Here is a 14574-nt window from a genome sequence, read left to right as displayed (position 1 = left end):
GGGTGGGCAGCCCCGAGTGTCGAGGCGTCGCTGTTCCGTACTCCTCCATCTCGTCACACGGCCGGCGGCCGTTCCGCCGGATTCCGCGACATCCCGGACCGCGGCTGCGAAGGATGGAGGAGTTCGGCCCGCGCCCCGGTCGGCGCCGCGACGCACACCCCCGCCCCGAACCTGCCCCCGACCCCGACGGAGACCTGCCGATGAGCGATTCGATCCTGTACGTCCGCGAGGGCGCGCTCGCGCGCGTCACGTTCAACCGGCCGTCCGCACTCAACGCCATGGGGTTCGAGATGGGGCGGCGGTGGCGTGACCTCGCCCTCGAGATCACGGCCGACCCCGGCGTCGGAACGGCGCTGCTGGATGCCCGTGGCCCCGCGTTCTGCGCGGGTGGCGACGTCATCGAGATGGCATCCTCCGGCGCGGACGGGAGCGACGTGACGGCGGCGGCAGAAGCGATCCATGCGGGCATCCGCGCGTTCGTCGAGTCCGACATCCCGGTGGTCGCCGCCGTCCAGGGTGCCGTCGCCGGCGGCGGGCTGGGTCTCATGCTGACCGCCGACTACGTGATCGCCGCCACTCGGGCGCGCTTCGTCAGCCGGTACGCGAACATCGGCCTGAGCCCCGATCTCGGAGTGTCGACGCTCCTTCCCGCGGCCGTCGGTCAGACGCGCGCGCTGCGCCTGCTGCTGCAGGACGAGACCCTCGATGCCGAGACGGCGCTGGATTGGGGCTTGGTCTCGGAAATCGCCGACGACCCCGCTCAGCGAGCCGAGGAGGTCGCCGCGTTCTGGCTTGCGAACGCCACGGGCGCCTTCGCACAGGCCAAGCGCCTCGTCCGCGCGGGAGCGCGGCGCGCCTTCGCCGAGAACCTGGCCGACGAGGCGCGCACGATCGGCGCCCGCTTCGACACCCCCGAGGCGCAGATCCGTGTTTCGGCGTTCGCCGCGGCATCCCGTGTGAAGACGGCAGCGCCCGCAGCGCCGGCAGCACCCGGCGCGTCCGAGGGTTCCCGAGGATCCGGCGGTTCGCGAGGAGCTGAGACGCCGGATGCCTCCTCAGAATCCGCCATCTCCGCGGCATCCGCCGCAGCACCATCCGCCGCCGCACCAGCCCCCGAACCCCCGACCGCACCCGAGACCTCGCCCCGACCGCAGGAGCACGCATGAACACCCTCGCCGGAAAGACCATCCTGATGTCGGGCGGCAGTCGCGGCATCGGCCTCGCGATCGCGTTGCGTGCCGCGCGCGACGGCGCGAACATCGCGCTGCTCGCCAAGACCGACACCCCGCACCCGAAGCTCGAGGGCACCGTCCACACCGCGGCGGCGGCGATCGAGGCCGCCGGCGGTCGTGCGCTGCCGATCGTCGGCGACGTCCGGAGCGACGACGACATCACCGAGGCCGTGCTGAAGACCCAGGGCGAATTCGGCGGCATCGACATCGTCGTCAACAACGCCTCGGTCATCGATCTGGCGGGCTCACTCGACCTCGCCGTGAAGAAGTACGACCTCATGCAGGACGTCAACGTGCGCGGCACGTTCATGCTCTCGCGGGCCGCCGTTCCCGCGTTGAGGGATGCCGCGAACCCGCACATCCTCTCGCTCTCGCCGCCGCTGAACCTCAGCCCGCGCTGGCTGGGTGCGCACACGGGCTACACGCTCGCCAAGTACGGCATGACGATGGCGACGCTCGGCATCGCTGCCGAGTTCGCGTCAGACGGCATCGCGGCGAACACCCTGTGGCCCGAGACCACGATCGCGACCGCGGCCGTGCAGTTCGCGCTCGGCGGCGACCGGATGATGAAGGTCAGCCGCACCCCCGAGGTCTACGCCGATGCCGCCTACGAGGTGCTCACCCGTCCGGCGGGGGAGCGCACGGGGCAAACTCTCATCGTCGAGCAGGTGCTGCGGGATGCCGGTGTCACCGACTTCTCCGGCTATGCCGCGACGCCCGGGACGCCCGACAGCGAGCTGTTCCCCGACATCTTCCTCTGAGGCATACGCACTGGCCCGGTCCGGCCCGCTCGTCGCCCACCGGGCCGGACGGCGGCGTCAGATCAGGCCGAGACGCGTCAGCGCGTTGTGGATGCCGTCGTCGAGCACGTCCGTCGTGACGATGTCAGCCATCGCCTGCAGCTCCGGGTCGGCGTTCCCCATCGCGACCGCTGTGCCGACGACCTGGAACATCTCGACGTCGTTCCAGCTGTCGCCGATGCCGACCGCGTCGGCGGCGTCGCGTCCGAGGAGCTCGAGCACCTCGACGATCGCGGCGCCCTTGTTCACGCCCTGCTGGCAGATCTCGCCATTCGATCCACCCGGCAGGGGGATCGAACCGGGGATGACGTGGAACTCGGGGCCCAGCTCGCCGGCGGCGAGGGCCAGGGTGTCGCTCGAGGTGCTGAGGAAGGTGGCCTTCACGACCGCGTCGAGATCGACCTCGTCGAGCGGGCGGTAGTGGTTGAGCAGCGCGACGTCCTCAGATGCGGCGGCGCTCTCCTGGGCTGCGTCGGCTCCGTCGACGGGCGGGTGGGCGGCGCGACGGAACTTCGCGGCGTACTCGAGCACCCCGGGGCTGACGTACACGGTGGCATCCGTCTGCAAGAAGTAGTGGGCGTCGTGCGCCACGAAGTACGCGATCATCCGATCGACGAGCGGGCGCGGCATGGGGTGGGCGACGATCTGCTCGCCGCCGCGCACGGCGAACGCGCCGCCGTTGGTGATCGCGCCGTCGACCTCGATCTCGCGCACGCGCGGGTTGATGTCACCCGCCGAGCGGCCTGTGCACAGGTACACGAGGTGACCGTTCGCTCGCGCTGCGGCGATCGCCGCGGGGGTCGAGGCGGACATCCGCGAGCCGTGCTCGAGGATCGTCCCGTCGATGTCGATGAACACGATGCGCGAGGAAGCCGGTGCGGGGGTCACCCGTCCATCCTTTCAGAGCCGGGTGAACGGCTCGTGAGCGGGGCCTCCGGGGTCTGCCTGGAAGAGCCGCGCTGTGCATGGACTAGCGTCGATGATGCGCGCGGCCATATCCGTCGGATGCCCGTGCACGACCGGGCCGGGAGGGGGCGACGTGGCACGACCGAAGCTGCAGGACGTCGCGGCGCGGGCCGGCGTGTCTGTCACGACCGTCTCTCGCGTCTTGAACAACCGCGGCTACCTGAGCGACGATCTGCGTCGCCGTGTCAAGGCTGCCATCGACGAGCTCGGTTATCGCCCCGACGCGATCGCGCGGTCGCTCATCGGGAGAAAATCGGGGCTCGTCGGAGTCGTCGTCCCGACGGTCGCCGATCCGTTCTTCGGTGAGCTCGTCTCGGCGATCGAGCGGTCGCTCGCCGAGCACGGCTACAAAACTCTCCTCTGCGATTGCCAGCAGAACGCCGAACGCGAGGCCGAGTACCTCGACCTGCTGCAGGCCAATCGCGTCGACGGGATCATCACTTCCACGCATAACCGCGATGTGGCGGGCTACGACCAGGCCGAGCTGCCGATCGTCGCCGTGGACCGGCGGCTCGCGGCGCACATCCCGATCATCCGGAGCGACAATCGTGCGGGAGGCAGGCTCGCGACCGAGCACCTGCTCGCGCGGGGCTCGCGCGCCCCGCTCCTCATCACTGCGACAGATCACGCCGGCAACGACCGTGCGGCGTCGTATCGCGAGGTGATGTCCGAGCGGGGACTCGAGGCGCGCGTGCGTGCCTATGGGTATTCGACTCCGGTCGAGGATCGGCGCGCATTGGTCGAGACCTGGCTCTCCGAGAGCGGTGCCGATGGGGTGTTCGCCACCGACGATCTCACCGCGATGATGGCGCTCGAATGGGCGCACAAGACCGGCCGCCGAGTCCCCGACGATGTGCGCGTCGTCGGCTACGACGGGTCGGCGGCGGTGCGGCAGGGCGTCCCCGGCCTCACAACGGTGGCGCAGCCCATCGAGCGTCTCGGTGCGCGGGCGGCCGAGGTGCTCGTCGATCGGATCGCGGCTCCGGATGCCGTGATGGCGCCCGAACCGCCGCTGTCGATAGGGCTGCGGGTGGGGTGGACCAGCTGAATCAGCCGGTGATGGAGAGCGACATCGGTGAGAGCGCCAGGTCGGTGATCCGCACCGGCGCGCCCGTGGCTTCGGTGGTGATCTCCGGGGCGCCGACGGGGTACATCGCGCTGGTCAGCGACGATCCATCGCCGAGAAAGACCTCGACGCTGGACGCATCGACGAGGATGTCGATGGTGACGATGTCGTCGGATGCCGGGCGGTGGCCCGGGGAGGCGTCCGGGTCGGTCTGTGCCTGCCGGTACACCGCGGGAAGGCGCCCGGCGACACTGTCGTCGCGCACGATGAAGGCGGCCCCACGGTCGGCGTCATAGCCGACGGTCACCGCACCCGCGTCGCCGCCCAGACGCAGCCGGAGCTCGCCGTTCGCGGGACGCTCGAAACTCACCCGCATCCGGTAGGCAGGAGAGGTCGGCTGCACGGCGAGAGGTGCGATCGCACCTGGTGCGATGACGTGCGCGGGCGCGGTCCGTGCATCCCCCTCCAGGGTGCGCAACGCGTCGATCGGGCGTGAGCGCAGTCGAAGCCGCCCGTCGATCTCGGACAGGGTGATGCTGCGGGTCACCGACAGCGCGCCCCCCTGCCAGTCGTGGGTCGGCAGCTCGCGGGCGTAGGCCCAGTTGTTGATCCAGCCGAGGGTGCGGCGCTCGGTGAGTCGCTCGGCGTCGGGCTGGGTGGGGTCGTCCCAGGTGACGGCGGCGTAGAAGTCCGCGCCATCGTCGAGCCACTGCGGCTCGGGGGCATCCGGCGTGAAGCGGGTACCGTCCCACGAGCCGGTCCAGTAGGCGAAACCGGTGGTTCTCCCCGGGATGCGCCCGCCGTCGCTGCCGTCGGCGCTCGCGGCGAGCACCCAGGTGCGTCGCCCCGTGGCGGGGTCGACCATCTCGAAGAGGTCGGGGCATTCGAGAAGGCCCAGCGCATCGGAGGAGAAGTCCGAGACGTAGGTCCACGAGAGCAGGTCTGGCGAGGTGTAGAAGCCGAGCCGACGCCCTTCGGCGAGCACCATCACCCATCGGCCGGATGCCTCGTCGCGGAAGACCTTCGGGTCTCGCCAGTCGACGACCCCCGGGTTCTGCATGACCGGATTGCCCGCGGCGGGCTGGAACGTGTAGCCGCCGTCCGTGGAACCGAATACCGACTGCCGCTGTACGCCGTCGTCCTGCTGGGTCACGAGGGCGATGACGGCGCCCCGGCCGAACCCGGCCGTGCCCTCGGCGTCGATGACGGCGCTGCCGGTGAGGATGTCGCCGAGTCCGTTGCGGTACTTCTCGATCGCGACGCCTTCGTTGTGCCAGTGCACGAGATCGTCGGAGGTCGCGTGGTACCACGCGGTGCCGTTCCCGGTGGGGTAGTCCGCGTTGTAGAGGTAATAGAGGTGCCACGTGCCGTCGACGTAGATCGGCCGCTGCGGATCGTTCATCCAGTGCGCGGGCGGCGTGACGTGGTACGACGGGCGGAACGGGTCCCATGCGGCGGGGCGGTCGAACACGCGCCCGTCGAGGGGCGACGCGCTCGGGTCCACGGTCGGCTCGGGGGCCAGGCGGTGGGAGAGCGACAGCACGAGGACGAGCGCGCCGGCGGCGATCGTCGCGATGCCGGCGAGGGCCAGGGTGATGAACGTCCGGTGTCGGCGACGGATCTGTCGGGTCGGGTCGGCGGGATTCATCATGCGGGGTCGCCTCCTCGGCGGTGCGGTCGACGGGCGCCGCCCGTCGCCGCCGCGCCGGCGACGAGGGCGAGCAGTCCCGCCGCGGCCATCGCGCCGATGTCGGCGCCGTCGGCGCCGGTGGTCGCCAGGCGGTCCGCGACCGGGGTGACGGTCGGGGTCGGGGGTGCGGGCGGTGTCGGTGTCGGTGTCGGTGTCGATGGGGGCGGGGCCGGCACCGGCGTCGGGGTGCCGGACGGCGTCGCCGACGGAGCCGGGACGATCACGGGGCGCAGCGTCGTCGCGCGCGCGGCGGGGGCATCCGTCGTGCGTGTCGCGGTGACGGTTGCGACATTGACCGCGTCGTCGGTCGCGTTCGCGACGTCGGAGCTGAAGCGCACCTCGAGGATCTCGTCGGTGGCAACCGGCGTCACCGAGACCGTGACACCGGAGGTGTCGCACGTCGTCGCGACGCGCTCGGACGCGACCGGGATCAGATCGATGAGGTACCCCGTCTCGGGTGCCGTGCGAGAGGTGGAGCGGACGGCGACGCCCGCGGCGCAGTCCACGGATGCCCCGGTCGGCGCCGGGTCGGCCACCGTCACGACGTCCCACGGCCCGCGCGGGGTCTCGACGGTCCACTCGACGCGCGGCAGGCCGGGAAACCATGCGCCGTACTTCGTCGCGGTGGTGCGATCGACGGTGCCGTGGAACTCGCCGGGGACCTCGCCGGCGGGGAGATGCCCCAGGGCCCGGAGCCCGGTGCTGGTGGTCGTGCCGGGGCTCGCGACACCGGTCGTCGTGACGAGCGTGCGACCCGAGCGGTTGCCGGGCTCGGCGGCCGCGTCCGTCAGGTGGATCGAGAGCGCGCCGTCGGCGGCGAGGGATGCGTGGCCGATCAGGGCGCCGCTCGCAGAGATCCAGCGTCCGTCGCCGAGCACGCCGCCTGCGTGGTCGGGAAGGGCGACGGTGACGGTGTCTCCGGGCGCGGCGTCGGGAGGGAGCGTCCACACCACCTCGGTGGTCGTCGTCGAGGCCTCGATGCTCGTCGTGGTCTGAGCGACGAGGGCGGAGCCTGCGGCACCCCATGCGGGGGTGCCGCAGGCGACCGCGCCGGCGACGAACAGCGCGGACAACCCGAGCTGCAGCGAGCGGGCGCGGGTCATCATGATCCGTCGGTCTCCGCGGCGGCTCGGCGACGGCTGCGGATGACCAGGCCCGCGCCGGTCGCGGCCAACAGCGCTCCACCGGCGATCGCGCCGATCAGGAGTCCCCCGTCACCGCCCGTGTTCGCGAGGGTGCTCGCTGCCTCGGGCTGCGCCGCCGTACCGGCGGTGCCACCGGTCGATGCGACGCCTGCGGGCGTCCCGGTCACGCCGTCGCTCGTCGCCGGCGCTGAAGGGTTCGGTGATGTCGTCGGCTGCGCCGGCGCCGGCGTCGAGGTGATGCCGCCCGCACCGAGCAGCAGCGTCGTGTCGAGCTGTCCGTCGACCGTGTCGGCGACGGCGGCCACGATCGTGGTCTCGACACCCGGCCGGACCGGAGCGGTACAGGTCAGCGCCGTCGTGTAGGCGTTCATCTCGGTGGCGTGCGAGCCGTCGAGGTTGCTGACGAAGGAGTCCGCATGCGTGCTCTCGTTGATCGTGCGGATACCTGCCGGGTCGGAGTCCACGATCGAGCACAGCGACCCGTTCACGAAGACGCCGAGGGCATCCGTGTAGTCACGCTGCGACCAGGTGGGATATTCCTCGCTGCCGAACTGATAAACGATTGACAGAGTGTCCCCTGCCGGCACGACGGTCAGGGCCACCTGAGCCGCGTCGTACGTCGTGGCTCCGGTGAGTGCGGTGAGCTCCGCCGAGCCTGCTCCGCCGAGGTCTCCGGTCGTGGTCGGGGCGCTATTGGTGCCCGTCAAAGAGGAGGAGGTGAAGTCGACGTCGGCGGCGGATGAAGGATCCGCGGCGCGCAGCGAGCCTGTGCTGAGGGCGAGGCCCGAACGCGTCGCGGCGCTCAGGTCGAGGCCCGCATAGGACCCCACCTGCACGTCGCGGCCGTGTACGAGTTGTGCCGAGACGAAACGGACGTTCCCGCCGACGAGTGCGCCGGCGCTGACCTCGAGGGGTGCAGCCTCGAGGGTCTGAACGGCGAGGGCGGCCGACGCCGAGGTCACGATCACTGGGGCGGATGCGGCTCCGAGTGCGATACCGACGAGAATGGCGCGGCGTCGCCGCGATGGGGGGAAGGGGGACATGGTTCTCCTGTGGAGGGGCGCGGCAGCGTCGCGAGGCGTCGCTTCTGCCGCGGTGTGGGTGGGGGGACGGGCGAGAGTGCCCGGAGAGGGGGACCACGGGGGACTCCAGGGGGAGAGTCCGCCGCGGGCAGTTTCGCAGACAGCGCGTTGATATGTCAAACGATTGACAGTATGCTCGCCGTGACGTAGCGTCTGTCCCCGAGAGATCCGACCACGCCTTGCTACCCCCCCTAGAAAGCAGACAGACGTGACCACGACTACGCGCGCGCCTCGGCGCCGCCTGCGGCGCGCCGCGGCGATCATCGCTGCGACCGCCGCCGCCGCGACCCTCCTGGCGGCTTCGCCGGCCTCTGCCGCCGTCGAGCCGGTGCCCGTCCCCGGATTCCCGGCGCCGACGGCCCACTCGCAGCAGGCGTACGACCCGACCGACGACTTCACGGCGAAGTGGACTCGGGCCGATGCCCGTCAGATCGCGGCGATGAGCGACCCGACAGCACCCTCGCGGGAGAACTCCCTGCCGGAGGAGTACACCATGCCGACGGTCCCGAAGGACTTCCCGGACATGAGCAACGACCAGGTCTGGGTTTGGGACAGCTGGACGCTCACCGACGGCACGAGCAACCAGCCGAGCTTCAAGGGCTGGGAGGTCGTCTTCTCCCTCGTCGCCGACCGCAGCCTCGGCTTCGACGACCGCCATACCTACGCGCGCCTCGGCTACTTCTACCGCAAGGCGAACGTCGCCGAGCGACCCGCGAACGGCGGCTGGACGTACGGCGGTCATGTGTTCCCCGACGGCGCCTCGGGTGCGATCTTCGAGGACCAGTCCTTCAGCCACCAGACCGAGTGGTCGGGCTCAACGCGCATCTTCGACGGCAACAAGCTGCGCATCTTCTACACGGCGGTCGCGTTCTACCGCAACGAGGACGGCAGCAACCGCAAGCCCTACGACCCACGCATCGTGCAGAGCGAAGGTCGCATCTTCGCCGATGAGAACGGCGTGTGGATGACCGGCTTCCGCGACCAGCACGACATGCTGCAGGCCGACGGCACCTACTACCAGAACGGCGCGCAGAACGAGTTCTTCAACTTCCGCGACCCGTTCACCTTCGAAGACCCGGCCCACCCGGGTAAGACCTACATGGTGTTCGAGGGCAACACGGCCGCCCCGCGCGGTGAGCGTGTGTGCACCGCCGCAGACATGGGCTACCGTGCCGGCGACCCGTACACCGAGACCGCCGACGAGGTCATGGACCGCGGTGCGCACTACCAGCTCGCGAACGTCGGCCTCGCCGTCGCCGACAACGCGGCCCTCACCGAGTGGACCTTCCTGCCGCCGATCCTCTCGGCGAACTGCGTCAACGACCAGACTGAGCGCCCGCAGATCTATATGAAAGACGGCAAGTACTACCTGTTCACGATCTCGCACCGCGGCACGTACGCCGCCGGTATCGATGGCCCGGAGGGCGTCTACGGATTCGTCGGAGACGGCATCCGCAGCGACTTCCAGCCGGTCAACCGCGGTTCGGGTCTCGCGCTCGGCAGTCCGTCCAACCTGAACTTCGCCGCCGGAAAGCCCTTCGCGCCGGACTACAACCAGCACCCGGGCCAGTTCCAGGCGTATTCGCACTACGTCATGCCCGGCGGGCTCGTGCAGTCCTTCATCGACACGATCGGCACGAGCGACGACTTCGTCCGCGGCGGCACTCTCGCACCGACGGTGAAGCTCGACATCGACGGCAGTGACGTGACGGTCGACCGGTCGTACGGCCACGACGGTCTCGGTCAGTGGGCCGACATCCCGTCGAACTACTCGCACCCGATCTCGTCGGCAAGCGATCCGCGCCCCACACGCTGATCCAGCATCGAATCCCTCCGCATCTGCCCGGAATCGGGAGTGCGGAGGGATTCCGCGTGTCGGCGTCGCCGCATCGCTACCCTGAGGGCGACGAAGGAGGTCGCCATCGACGACGTGGCCGCGAGTGTGACGGGCATCCTCCACGCACTCGGCGGCCCCGGAAACATCCGATCCCTCGGGCACTGCGCCACGCGGTTGCGGATCGTCGTGGCGGACCCTTCCCGTGTCGACCAGGGCGCGCTGATGACGCTCCCGTCCGTGCTGGGGGCAGCCCAGGTGGCGAGCCAAGTGCAGATCGTGGTCGGGCCGGCATCGGTGGACGCGTTCGATCGCGAGCTGCGCGCTCGGCTCGATGGCGGGGACGAGCCCATCGGGGCGCCGACCGATGCGATGCCCCCGCGAGCATCGCCGTGGCATCCTCGGCGATGGCTCCACCCCGTGTCGGTGCTCATGGACATCGTCACCCCTCTTCTTCCGAGCCTCGTCGCGGCCGGGCTTCTGCTGGCCGTGCACAACCTCCTCAGCGCACCGGGCGTCTTCGGATCGGTTCCGGCGATGCTCGCCGTGCCGTGGTTGCAGGGCGTCGCCGCGGTGGTGGGCGCCCTGGGAGCGGGCGTATTCGCGCTGCTTCCCGTGCTCGTCGGGTTCACCGCGGCAGCCCGATTCGGCGCCAACCCGCATCTCGGAGCGGCGCTGGGGGCAGCGCTCGTCGCAGCACCTTTCCTCGCGGGCGCGCCCGCGGGCGCGGGCCCGGGGCTTGGCGGCGGATGGATCATCGCCGGAGTGGACGTCCTGGCCATCGACTATCGCGGCACCGTCCTGCCCGTCATCGCGGCTGCCTACGTGCTCGCACGCGTGGAGCGGCTGTGGATGCGGGCCGTCCGCGGCGCCGCGCGTTTTCTGCTCGTTCCGATGCTGACGCTCCTGGTCGCCGGGACGCTCGCCTTCGTGGTCATCGGTCCTGTCATGGTCTGGCTGGGTGACGCGTTCGCCGATCTCATCGACGCGGCCTACACCGCGGCGGGTGTCCTCGGGGGTGCGCTGTTCGGGGCGCTGTATCCCTTTCTCGTGATGACGGGGACGCATCAGGGCCTCGTTTCGCTCGAACTCGGCCTGCTCGCCGACGGAGGATCGTTCATCTTTCCCATCGCGGGGGCCGCCAATCTCGCGCAGGCGGGGGCTTGCTTCGGCGTCATGGTGCTCGCGCGACGCGCTCCGAGGTTGAGATCGTTCGCCGCCGGCGCAGGGCTGCCGGCGATGTTCGGCATCGCCGAGCCCGCGATCTTCGGCATCACGCTGAGATTGCGGTTCCCCCTGGTCGCGGCCGTGATCGGCTCCGCCGCGGGCGGCGCCCTCCTCGCTGCGTGGCACGTGCAGGCCGTCACCCTCGGCGCCGCGGGGCTCGCCGGGGTGGCATCGATCGCGCCGGGATCCGGCGCTCTGTATCTCGCCGGCGCCGGCGTCAGTGCGGCACTGGCTTTCGTTCTGACGGTCATCTGGGGGTACCTCGGACCCCGCGGGAGGGCCGATCTGGCCGCCTTCGAGGTGCCGCCGTCGGCCAGGTCATCGGGCGCTCGCCCAGGTGCGGCCGATACCCTGGGGCCATGAGCGAAACCGGTCCTGTGCGCCCCACGACGCCCCGCCAGGTGCGGCCCCGGACCGAGGGGTGGACGCAGAAGAAGGATGCCGACGGGCGGCCGCTCCTGCAGTTCGCCGCACCCAAGAAGGGCATGCCGCCCGTCCACCTGGCCGATCTGACGCCCGAGCAGCGCGTCGAGAAGGCGAAGGAGCTCGGCCTGCCGGGCTTTCGCGCGGGCCAGCTCGAGAAGCACTACTTCCAGCACTACACGTCCGACCCCGCGCAGATGACCGATCTGCCGGCATCCGGTCGTGACGAGCTCGTGCACGCGATGCTGCCGCCGCTGCTCACCGAGGTGCGCCGGCTCGAGACCGACCGCGGCGACACGATCAAGTTCCTCTGGAAGCTCCACGACGGCGCCCTCGTCGAGTCGGTGCTCATGCGCTACCCGGGGCGCATCACGCTGTGCGTCTCGTCGCAGGCGGGGTGCGGCATGAACTGTCCGTTCTGCGCCACCGGACAGGCCGGGCTCACCCGGAACATGTCCGCGGCCGAGATCGTCGAGCAGGTCGTCCGAGCGAACCGCCTCATCGCCGACGGCGGCCTCGGCGATCCGCGTCGCGTCGGCCACGCGGACGAGCGCGTCACCAACATCGTCTTCATGGGTATGGGCGAGCCGCTCGCGAACTACAACCGGCTCATGCAGGCCGTGCGCACGATGGTCGACAAGAAGCACGGCCTCGGCATGAGCGCCCGCGGCATCACGGTCTCGACGGTCGGGCTCGTGCCCGCCATCAACAAGCTCGCCGCCGAGGACATCCCGGTCACCTTCGCGCTGTCGCTGCACGCCCCCGACGACCACCTGCGCGACGAGATGATCCCGATCAACTCCCGCTGGAAGGTCGACGAGGCGCTCGATGCCGCCCGCGCCTACTTCGACAAGACGGGTCGCCGCGTCTCGATCGAATACGCCCTCATCAAGGACATGAACGATCACGCGTGGCGCGCGGATCTCCTCGCCGACAAGCTCAACGCGCGCGGCCGCGGCTGGGTGCACGTGAACCCGATCCCGCTGAACCCCACCCCCGGATCGGTGTGGACGGCGTCGGAGGTCCCGGTGCAGAACGAGTTCGTCCGCCGCCTCAACGAGGCAGGCATTCCGACGACCCTCCGCGACACCCGCGGCAAAGAGATCGACGGAGCCTGCGGCCAGCTCGTCGCCACGGAAGAGGACCGCGAGGTCGCCGCGACGGTGCCGGTCGACTGACATGGATCCCCTCCGGCACGTCCATCCGATTCCTGCGATCGAGAACAGATAACTGCCTGACGAGAGGGGCACCCGTGTACTACAGCAACGGCAACTACGAAGCGTTCGCCCGACCGCGCAAACCCGCCGGGGTCGATGACAAGTCGGCGTGGATCATCGGCGGCGGCCTCGCCGGAATGGCGGCCGCGGTGTTCCTCATCCGCGACGGGCAGATGGCGGGCGACCGCATCACCATCGTGGAGGAGCTCATGCTCCCCGGCGGTGCGCTCGACGGCATCAAGTACCCCGAGAAGGGGTTCGTGATCCGTGGCGGCCGGGAACTCGAGGACCACATGGAGTGCCTGTGGGATCTCTTCCGCACGATCCCGTCGCCCGAGATCGAGGGCGCGAGCGTGCTCGACGAGTTCTACTGGCTGAACAAGGACGACCCCAACTACTCCCTGTGTCGCGTGACGGAGAAACAGGGCCAGGACGCGCACACGGACAAGCTGTTCACCCTCAGTGACAAAGCACAGAAGGAGATCGTCCGGGTGATCCTCGCCACGCGCGAGGAGATGGAGGGCAAGACGATCGAAGACGTCTTCTCCGACGAGTTCCTGAAGAGCAACTTCTGGCTGTACTGGCGCACCATGTTCGCCTTCGAGCAGTGGCACTCCGCACTCGAGATGAAGCTGTACCTCCACCGGTTCATGCACCACATCAGCGGGCTCCCCGACCTGTCCGCGCTGAAGTTCACCAAGTACAACCAGTTCGAGTCGCTCGTGCTGCCGATGTACAACTGGCTGCAGGAGCAGGGCGTGCACTTCCGCTTCCGCACCACCGTCACCGACATCCAGTTCGACTTCAGCGAGGGGCGCACACGCGCGACCCGTATCGACTGGGTGGATGCCGACGGCGCCGGCGGAGTCGATCTGACCGAGGACGACCTGTGTCTGACGATCATCGGGTCGCTGACCGAGAACAGCGACAACGGAGATCAGACCTCTCCCGCCCAGCTCAAGTCCGGCCCCGCCCCCGCGTGGGATCTGTGGCGGACTCTCGCCGCGAAGTCGGACGGCTTCGGCCGTCCCGAGGTCTTCTGCAACGACATCGACAAGACCAAATGGGAGTCGGCGACCGTCACGACCGTCGACGAGCGCATCCCCGCGTACATCCAGAAGATCTGCCAGCGCGACCCCTTCTCGGGCAAGGTCGTCACGGGTGGAATCGTCACCGCGAAGGACTCGGCCTGGCTCATGAGCTGGACCGTCAACCGGCAGCCGCACTTCAAAGCGCAGAAGCCGAACGAGATCGTCGTGTGGGTCTACGGCCTCTTCGTCGAGACCCCCGGAGACTTCGTGAAGAAGCCGATGCAGGACTGCACCGGCGAGGAGATCACGCAGGAGTGGCTCTATCACATGGGGGTCCCCGTCGACCAGATCCCCGAGCTGGCGGCATCCGGAGCCAAGTGCGTTCCCGTCATGATGCCGTACGTGACGTCGTTCTTCATGCCCCGCACGGCGGGCGACCGGCCGCAGGTGGTGCCGGAGGGCAGTGTGAACTTCGCCTTCCTCGGACAGTTCGCCGAGACGACGCGCGACACGATCTTCACCACCGAGTACTCGGTGCGCACCGCCATGGAGGCGGTCTACCAGCTGCTGGATGTCGAACGCGGCGTACCGGAGGTGTTCAACTCGACGTATGACATCCGTTATCTGCTGAAGGCGACCACGCGCCTGCGCGACGGAGCCGCCGTCGACCTGCCCGGACCGAACTTCCTGAAGGGGCGCCTGATCGACAAGCTCGACACCACGCAGATGGGGGAGCTGCTGACCGACTTCGGGCTGCTGGCCCCGCACGGCGACACGGTGGCGCGACCCCGGCACGACGACGCGATCGCCTGAACGACGAAGCGATGAACGGATGCCGCGAGCCCGCCCCTCGCGGCATCC

At 69.8% G+C, this 14574-nt stretch carries 11 protein-coding genes; 7 read left to right on the top strand and 4 right to left on the bottom strand.

The annotated features are described in order from the left end of the window. Positions 1-200 precede the first annotated feature (200 nt). Together JOE64_RS13430 and JOE64_RS13425 are read left to right on the top strand one after the other, a co-directional pair. Positions 201-1166 carry an enoyl-CoA hydratase/isomerase family protein gene (locus JOE64_RS13430; RefSeq protein ID WP_204964710.1) on the top strand — a complete coding sequence of 322 codons (966 nt, stop codon included), beginning with the start codon at positions 201-203 and terminating at the stop codon, positions 1164-1166. Further along, entirely contained in the window at positions 1163-1993 is an 831-nt protein-coding gene (locus JOE64_RS13425; protein WP_204964709.1) for an SDR family oxidoreductase, read from the top strand. The genes JOE64_RS13430 and JOE64_RS13425 overlap by 4 nt, the downstream gene beginning before the upstream one ends. A 57-nt stretch (positions 1994-2050) precedes the next feature. Here JOE64_RS13425 and JOE64_RS13420 read toward each other — a convergent pair whose 3' ends face one another. Next, positions 2051-2920: a Cof-type HAD-IIB family hydrolase gene (locus JOE64_RS13420; protein ID WP_204964708.1), complete on the bottom strand. Its 870-nt coding sequence runs from the start codon at positions 2918-2920 to the stop codon at positions 2051-2053. Between the two features lie 151 nt (positions 2921-3071). Between JOE64_RS13420 and JOE64_RS13415 the strand changes: the two genes are divergently transcribed. Next, entirely contained in the window at positions 3072-4046 is a 975-nt protein-coding gene (locus JOE64_RS13415; RefSeq protein WP_204964707.1) for a LacI family DNA-binding transcriptional regulator, read from the top strand. A 1-nt stretch (position 4047) separates the two neighbouring features. Here the strand turns inward: JOE64_RS13415 and JOE64_RS13410 are convergent, their stop codons facing one another. The 3 genes from JOE64_RS13410 to JOE64_RS13400 are packed head-to-tail and all read right to left on the bottom strand — an operon-like array spanning position 4048 to position 7942. After that, positions 4048-5715, bottom strand: coding sequence for a glycoside hydrolase family 32 protein (locus JOE64_RS13410; protein ID WP_204964706.1), 1668 nt, complete (start codon positions 5713-5715; stop codon positions 4048-4050). Next, positions 5712-6860: a hypothetical protein gene (locus tag JOE64_RS13405; RefSeq protein WP_204964705.1), complete on the bottom strand. Its 1149-nt coding sequence runs from the start codon at positions 6858-6860 to the stop codon at positions 5712-5714. Before JOE64_RS13405 ends, JOE64_RS13410 begins: the two co-directional genes overlap by 4 nt. Further along, positions 6857-7942, bottom strand: coding sequence for a choice-of-anchor L domain-containing protein (locus JOE64_RS13400; protein ID WP_204964704.1), 1086 nt, complete (start codon positions 7940-7942; stop codon positions 6857-6859). Before JOE64_RS13400 ends, JOE64_RS13405 begins: the two co-directional genes overlap by 4 nt. A 247-nt stretch (positions 7943-8189) precedes the next feature. Here JOE64_RS13400 and JOE64_RS13395 point away from each other — a divergent pair, with 247 nt between their 5' ends. From JOE64_RS13395 to JOE64_RS13380, 4 genes are all read left to right on the top strand, one after another. Continuing rightward, positions 8190-9797, top strand: coding sequence for a glycoside hydrolase family 68 protein (locus JOE64_RS13395; RefSeq protein ID WP_204964703.1), 1608 nt, complete (start codon positions 8190-8192; stop codon positions 9795-9797). Between the two features lie 39 nt (positions 9798-9836). Next, positions 9837-11405 carry a PTS transporter subunit EIIC gene (locus tag JOE64_RS13390; protein ID WP_204964702.1) on the top strand — a complete coding sequence of 523 codons (1569 nt, stop codon included), beginning with the start codon at positions 9837-9839 and terminating at the stop codon, positions 11403-11405. Next, positions 11402-12643, top strand: a complete 1242-nt coding sequence (gene rlmN / locus JOE64_RS13385) for a dual-specificity RNA methyltransferase RlmN (RefSeq protein ID WP_204964701.1) — start codon at positions 11402-11404, stop codon at positions 12641-12643. The genes JOE64_RS13390 and rlmN overlap by 4 nt, the downstream gene beginning before the upstream one ends. A gap of 74 nt (positions 12644-12717) precedes the next feature. Next, entirely contained in the window at positions 12718-14526 is a 1809-nt protein-coding gene (locus JOE64_RS13380) for an oleate hydratase (protein ID WP_204964700.1), read from the top strand. The last annotated feature ends 48 nt before the right edge of the window (positions 14527-14574 follow it).

Origin of the sequence: Microbacterium dextranolyticum (genome assembly GCF_016907295.1) — a bacterium.
GTDB classification, from domain to species: domain Bacteria; phylum Actinomycetota; class Actinomycetes; order Actinomycetales; family Microbacteriaceae; genus Microbacterium; species Microbacterium dextranolyticum.
The sequence above is the reverse complement of the archived record's forward strand: the minus strand, read 5'-3'. Positions and strand labels throughout refer to the sequence as shown.

Coding starts and splice junctions, on each gene's coding strand:
- JOE64_RS13430 (WP_204964710.1), top strand. CDS start 201: ATGAGCGATTCGATCCTGTACGTCCGCGAGGGCGCGCTCGCGCGCGTC.
- JOE64_RS13425 (WP_204964709.1), top strand. CDS start 1,163: ATGAACACCCTCGCCGGAAAGACCATCCTGATGTCGGGCGGCAGTCGC.
- JOE64_RS13410 (WP_204964706.1), bottom strand. CDS start 5,715: ATGATGAATCCCGCCGACCCGACCCGACAGATCCGTCGCCGACACCGG.
- JOE64_RS13405 (WP_204964705.1), bottom strand. CDS start 6,860: ATGATGACCCGCGCCCGCTCGCTGCAGCTCGGGTTGTCCGCGCTGTTC.
- JOE64_RS13400 (WP_204964704.1), bottom strand. CDS start 7,942: ATGTCCCCCTTCCCCCCATCGCGGCGACGCCGCGCCATTCTCGTCGGT.
- rlmN (WP_204964701.1), top strand. CDS start 11,402: ATGAGCGAAACCGGTCCTGTGCGCCCCACGACGCCCCGCCAGGTGCGG.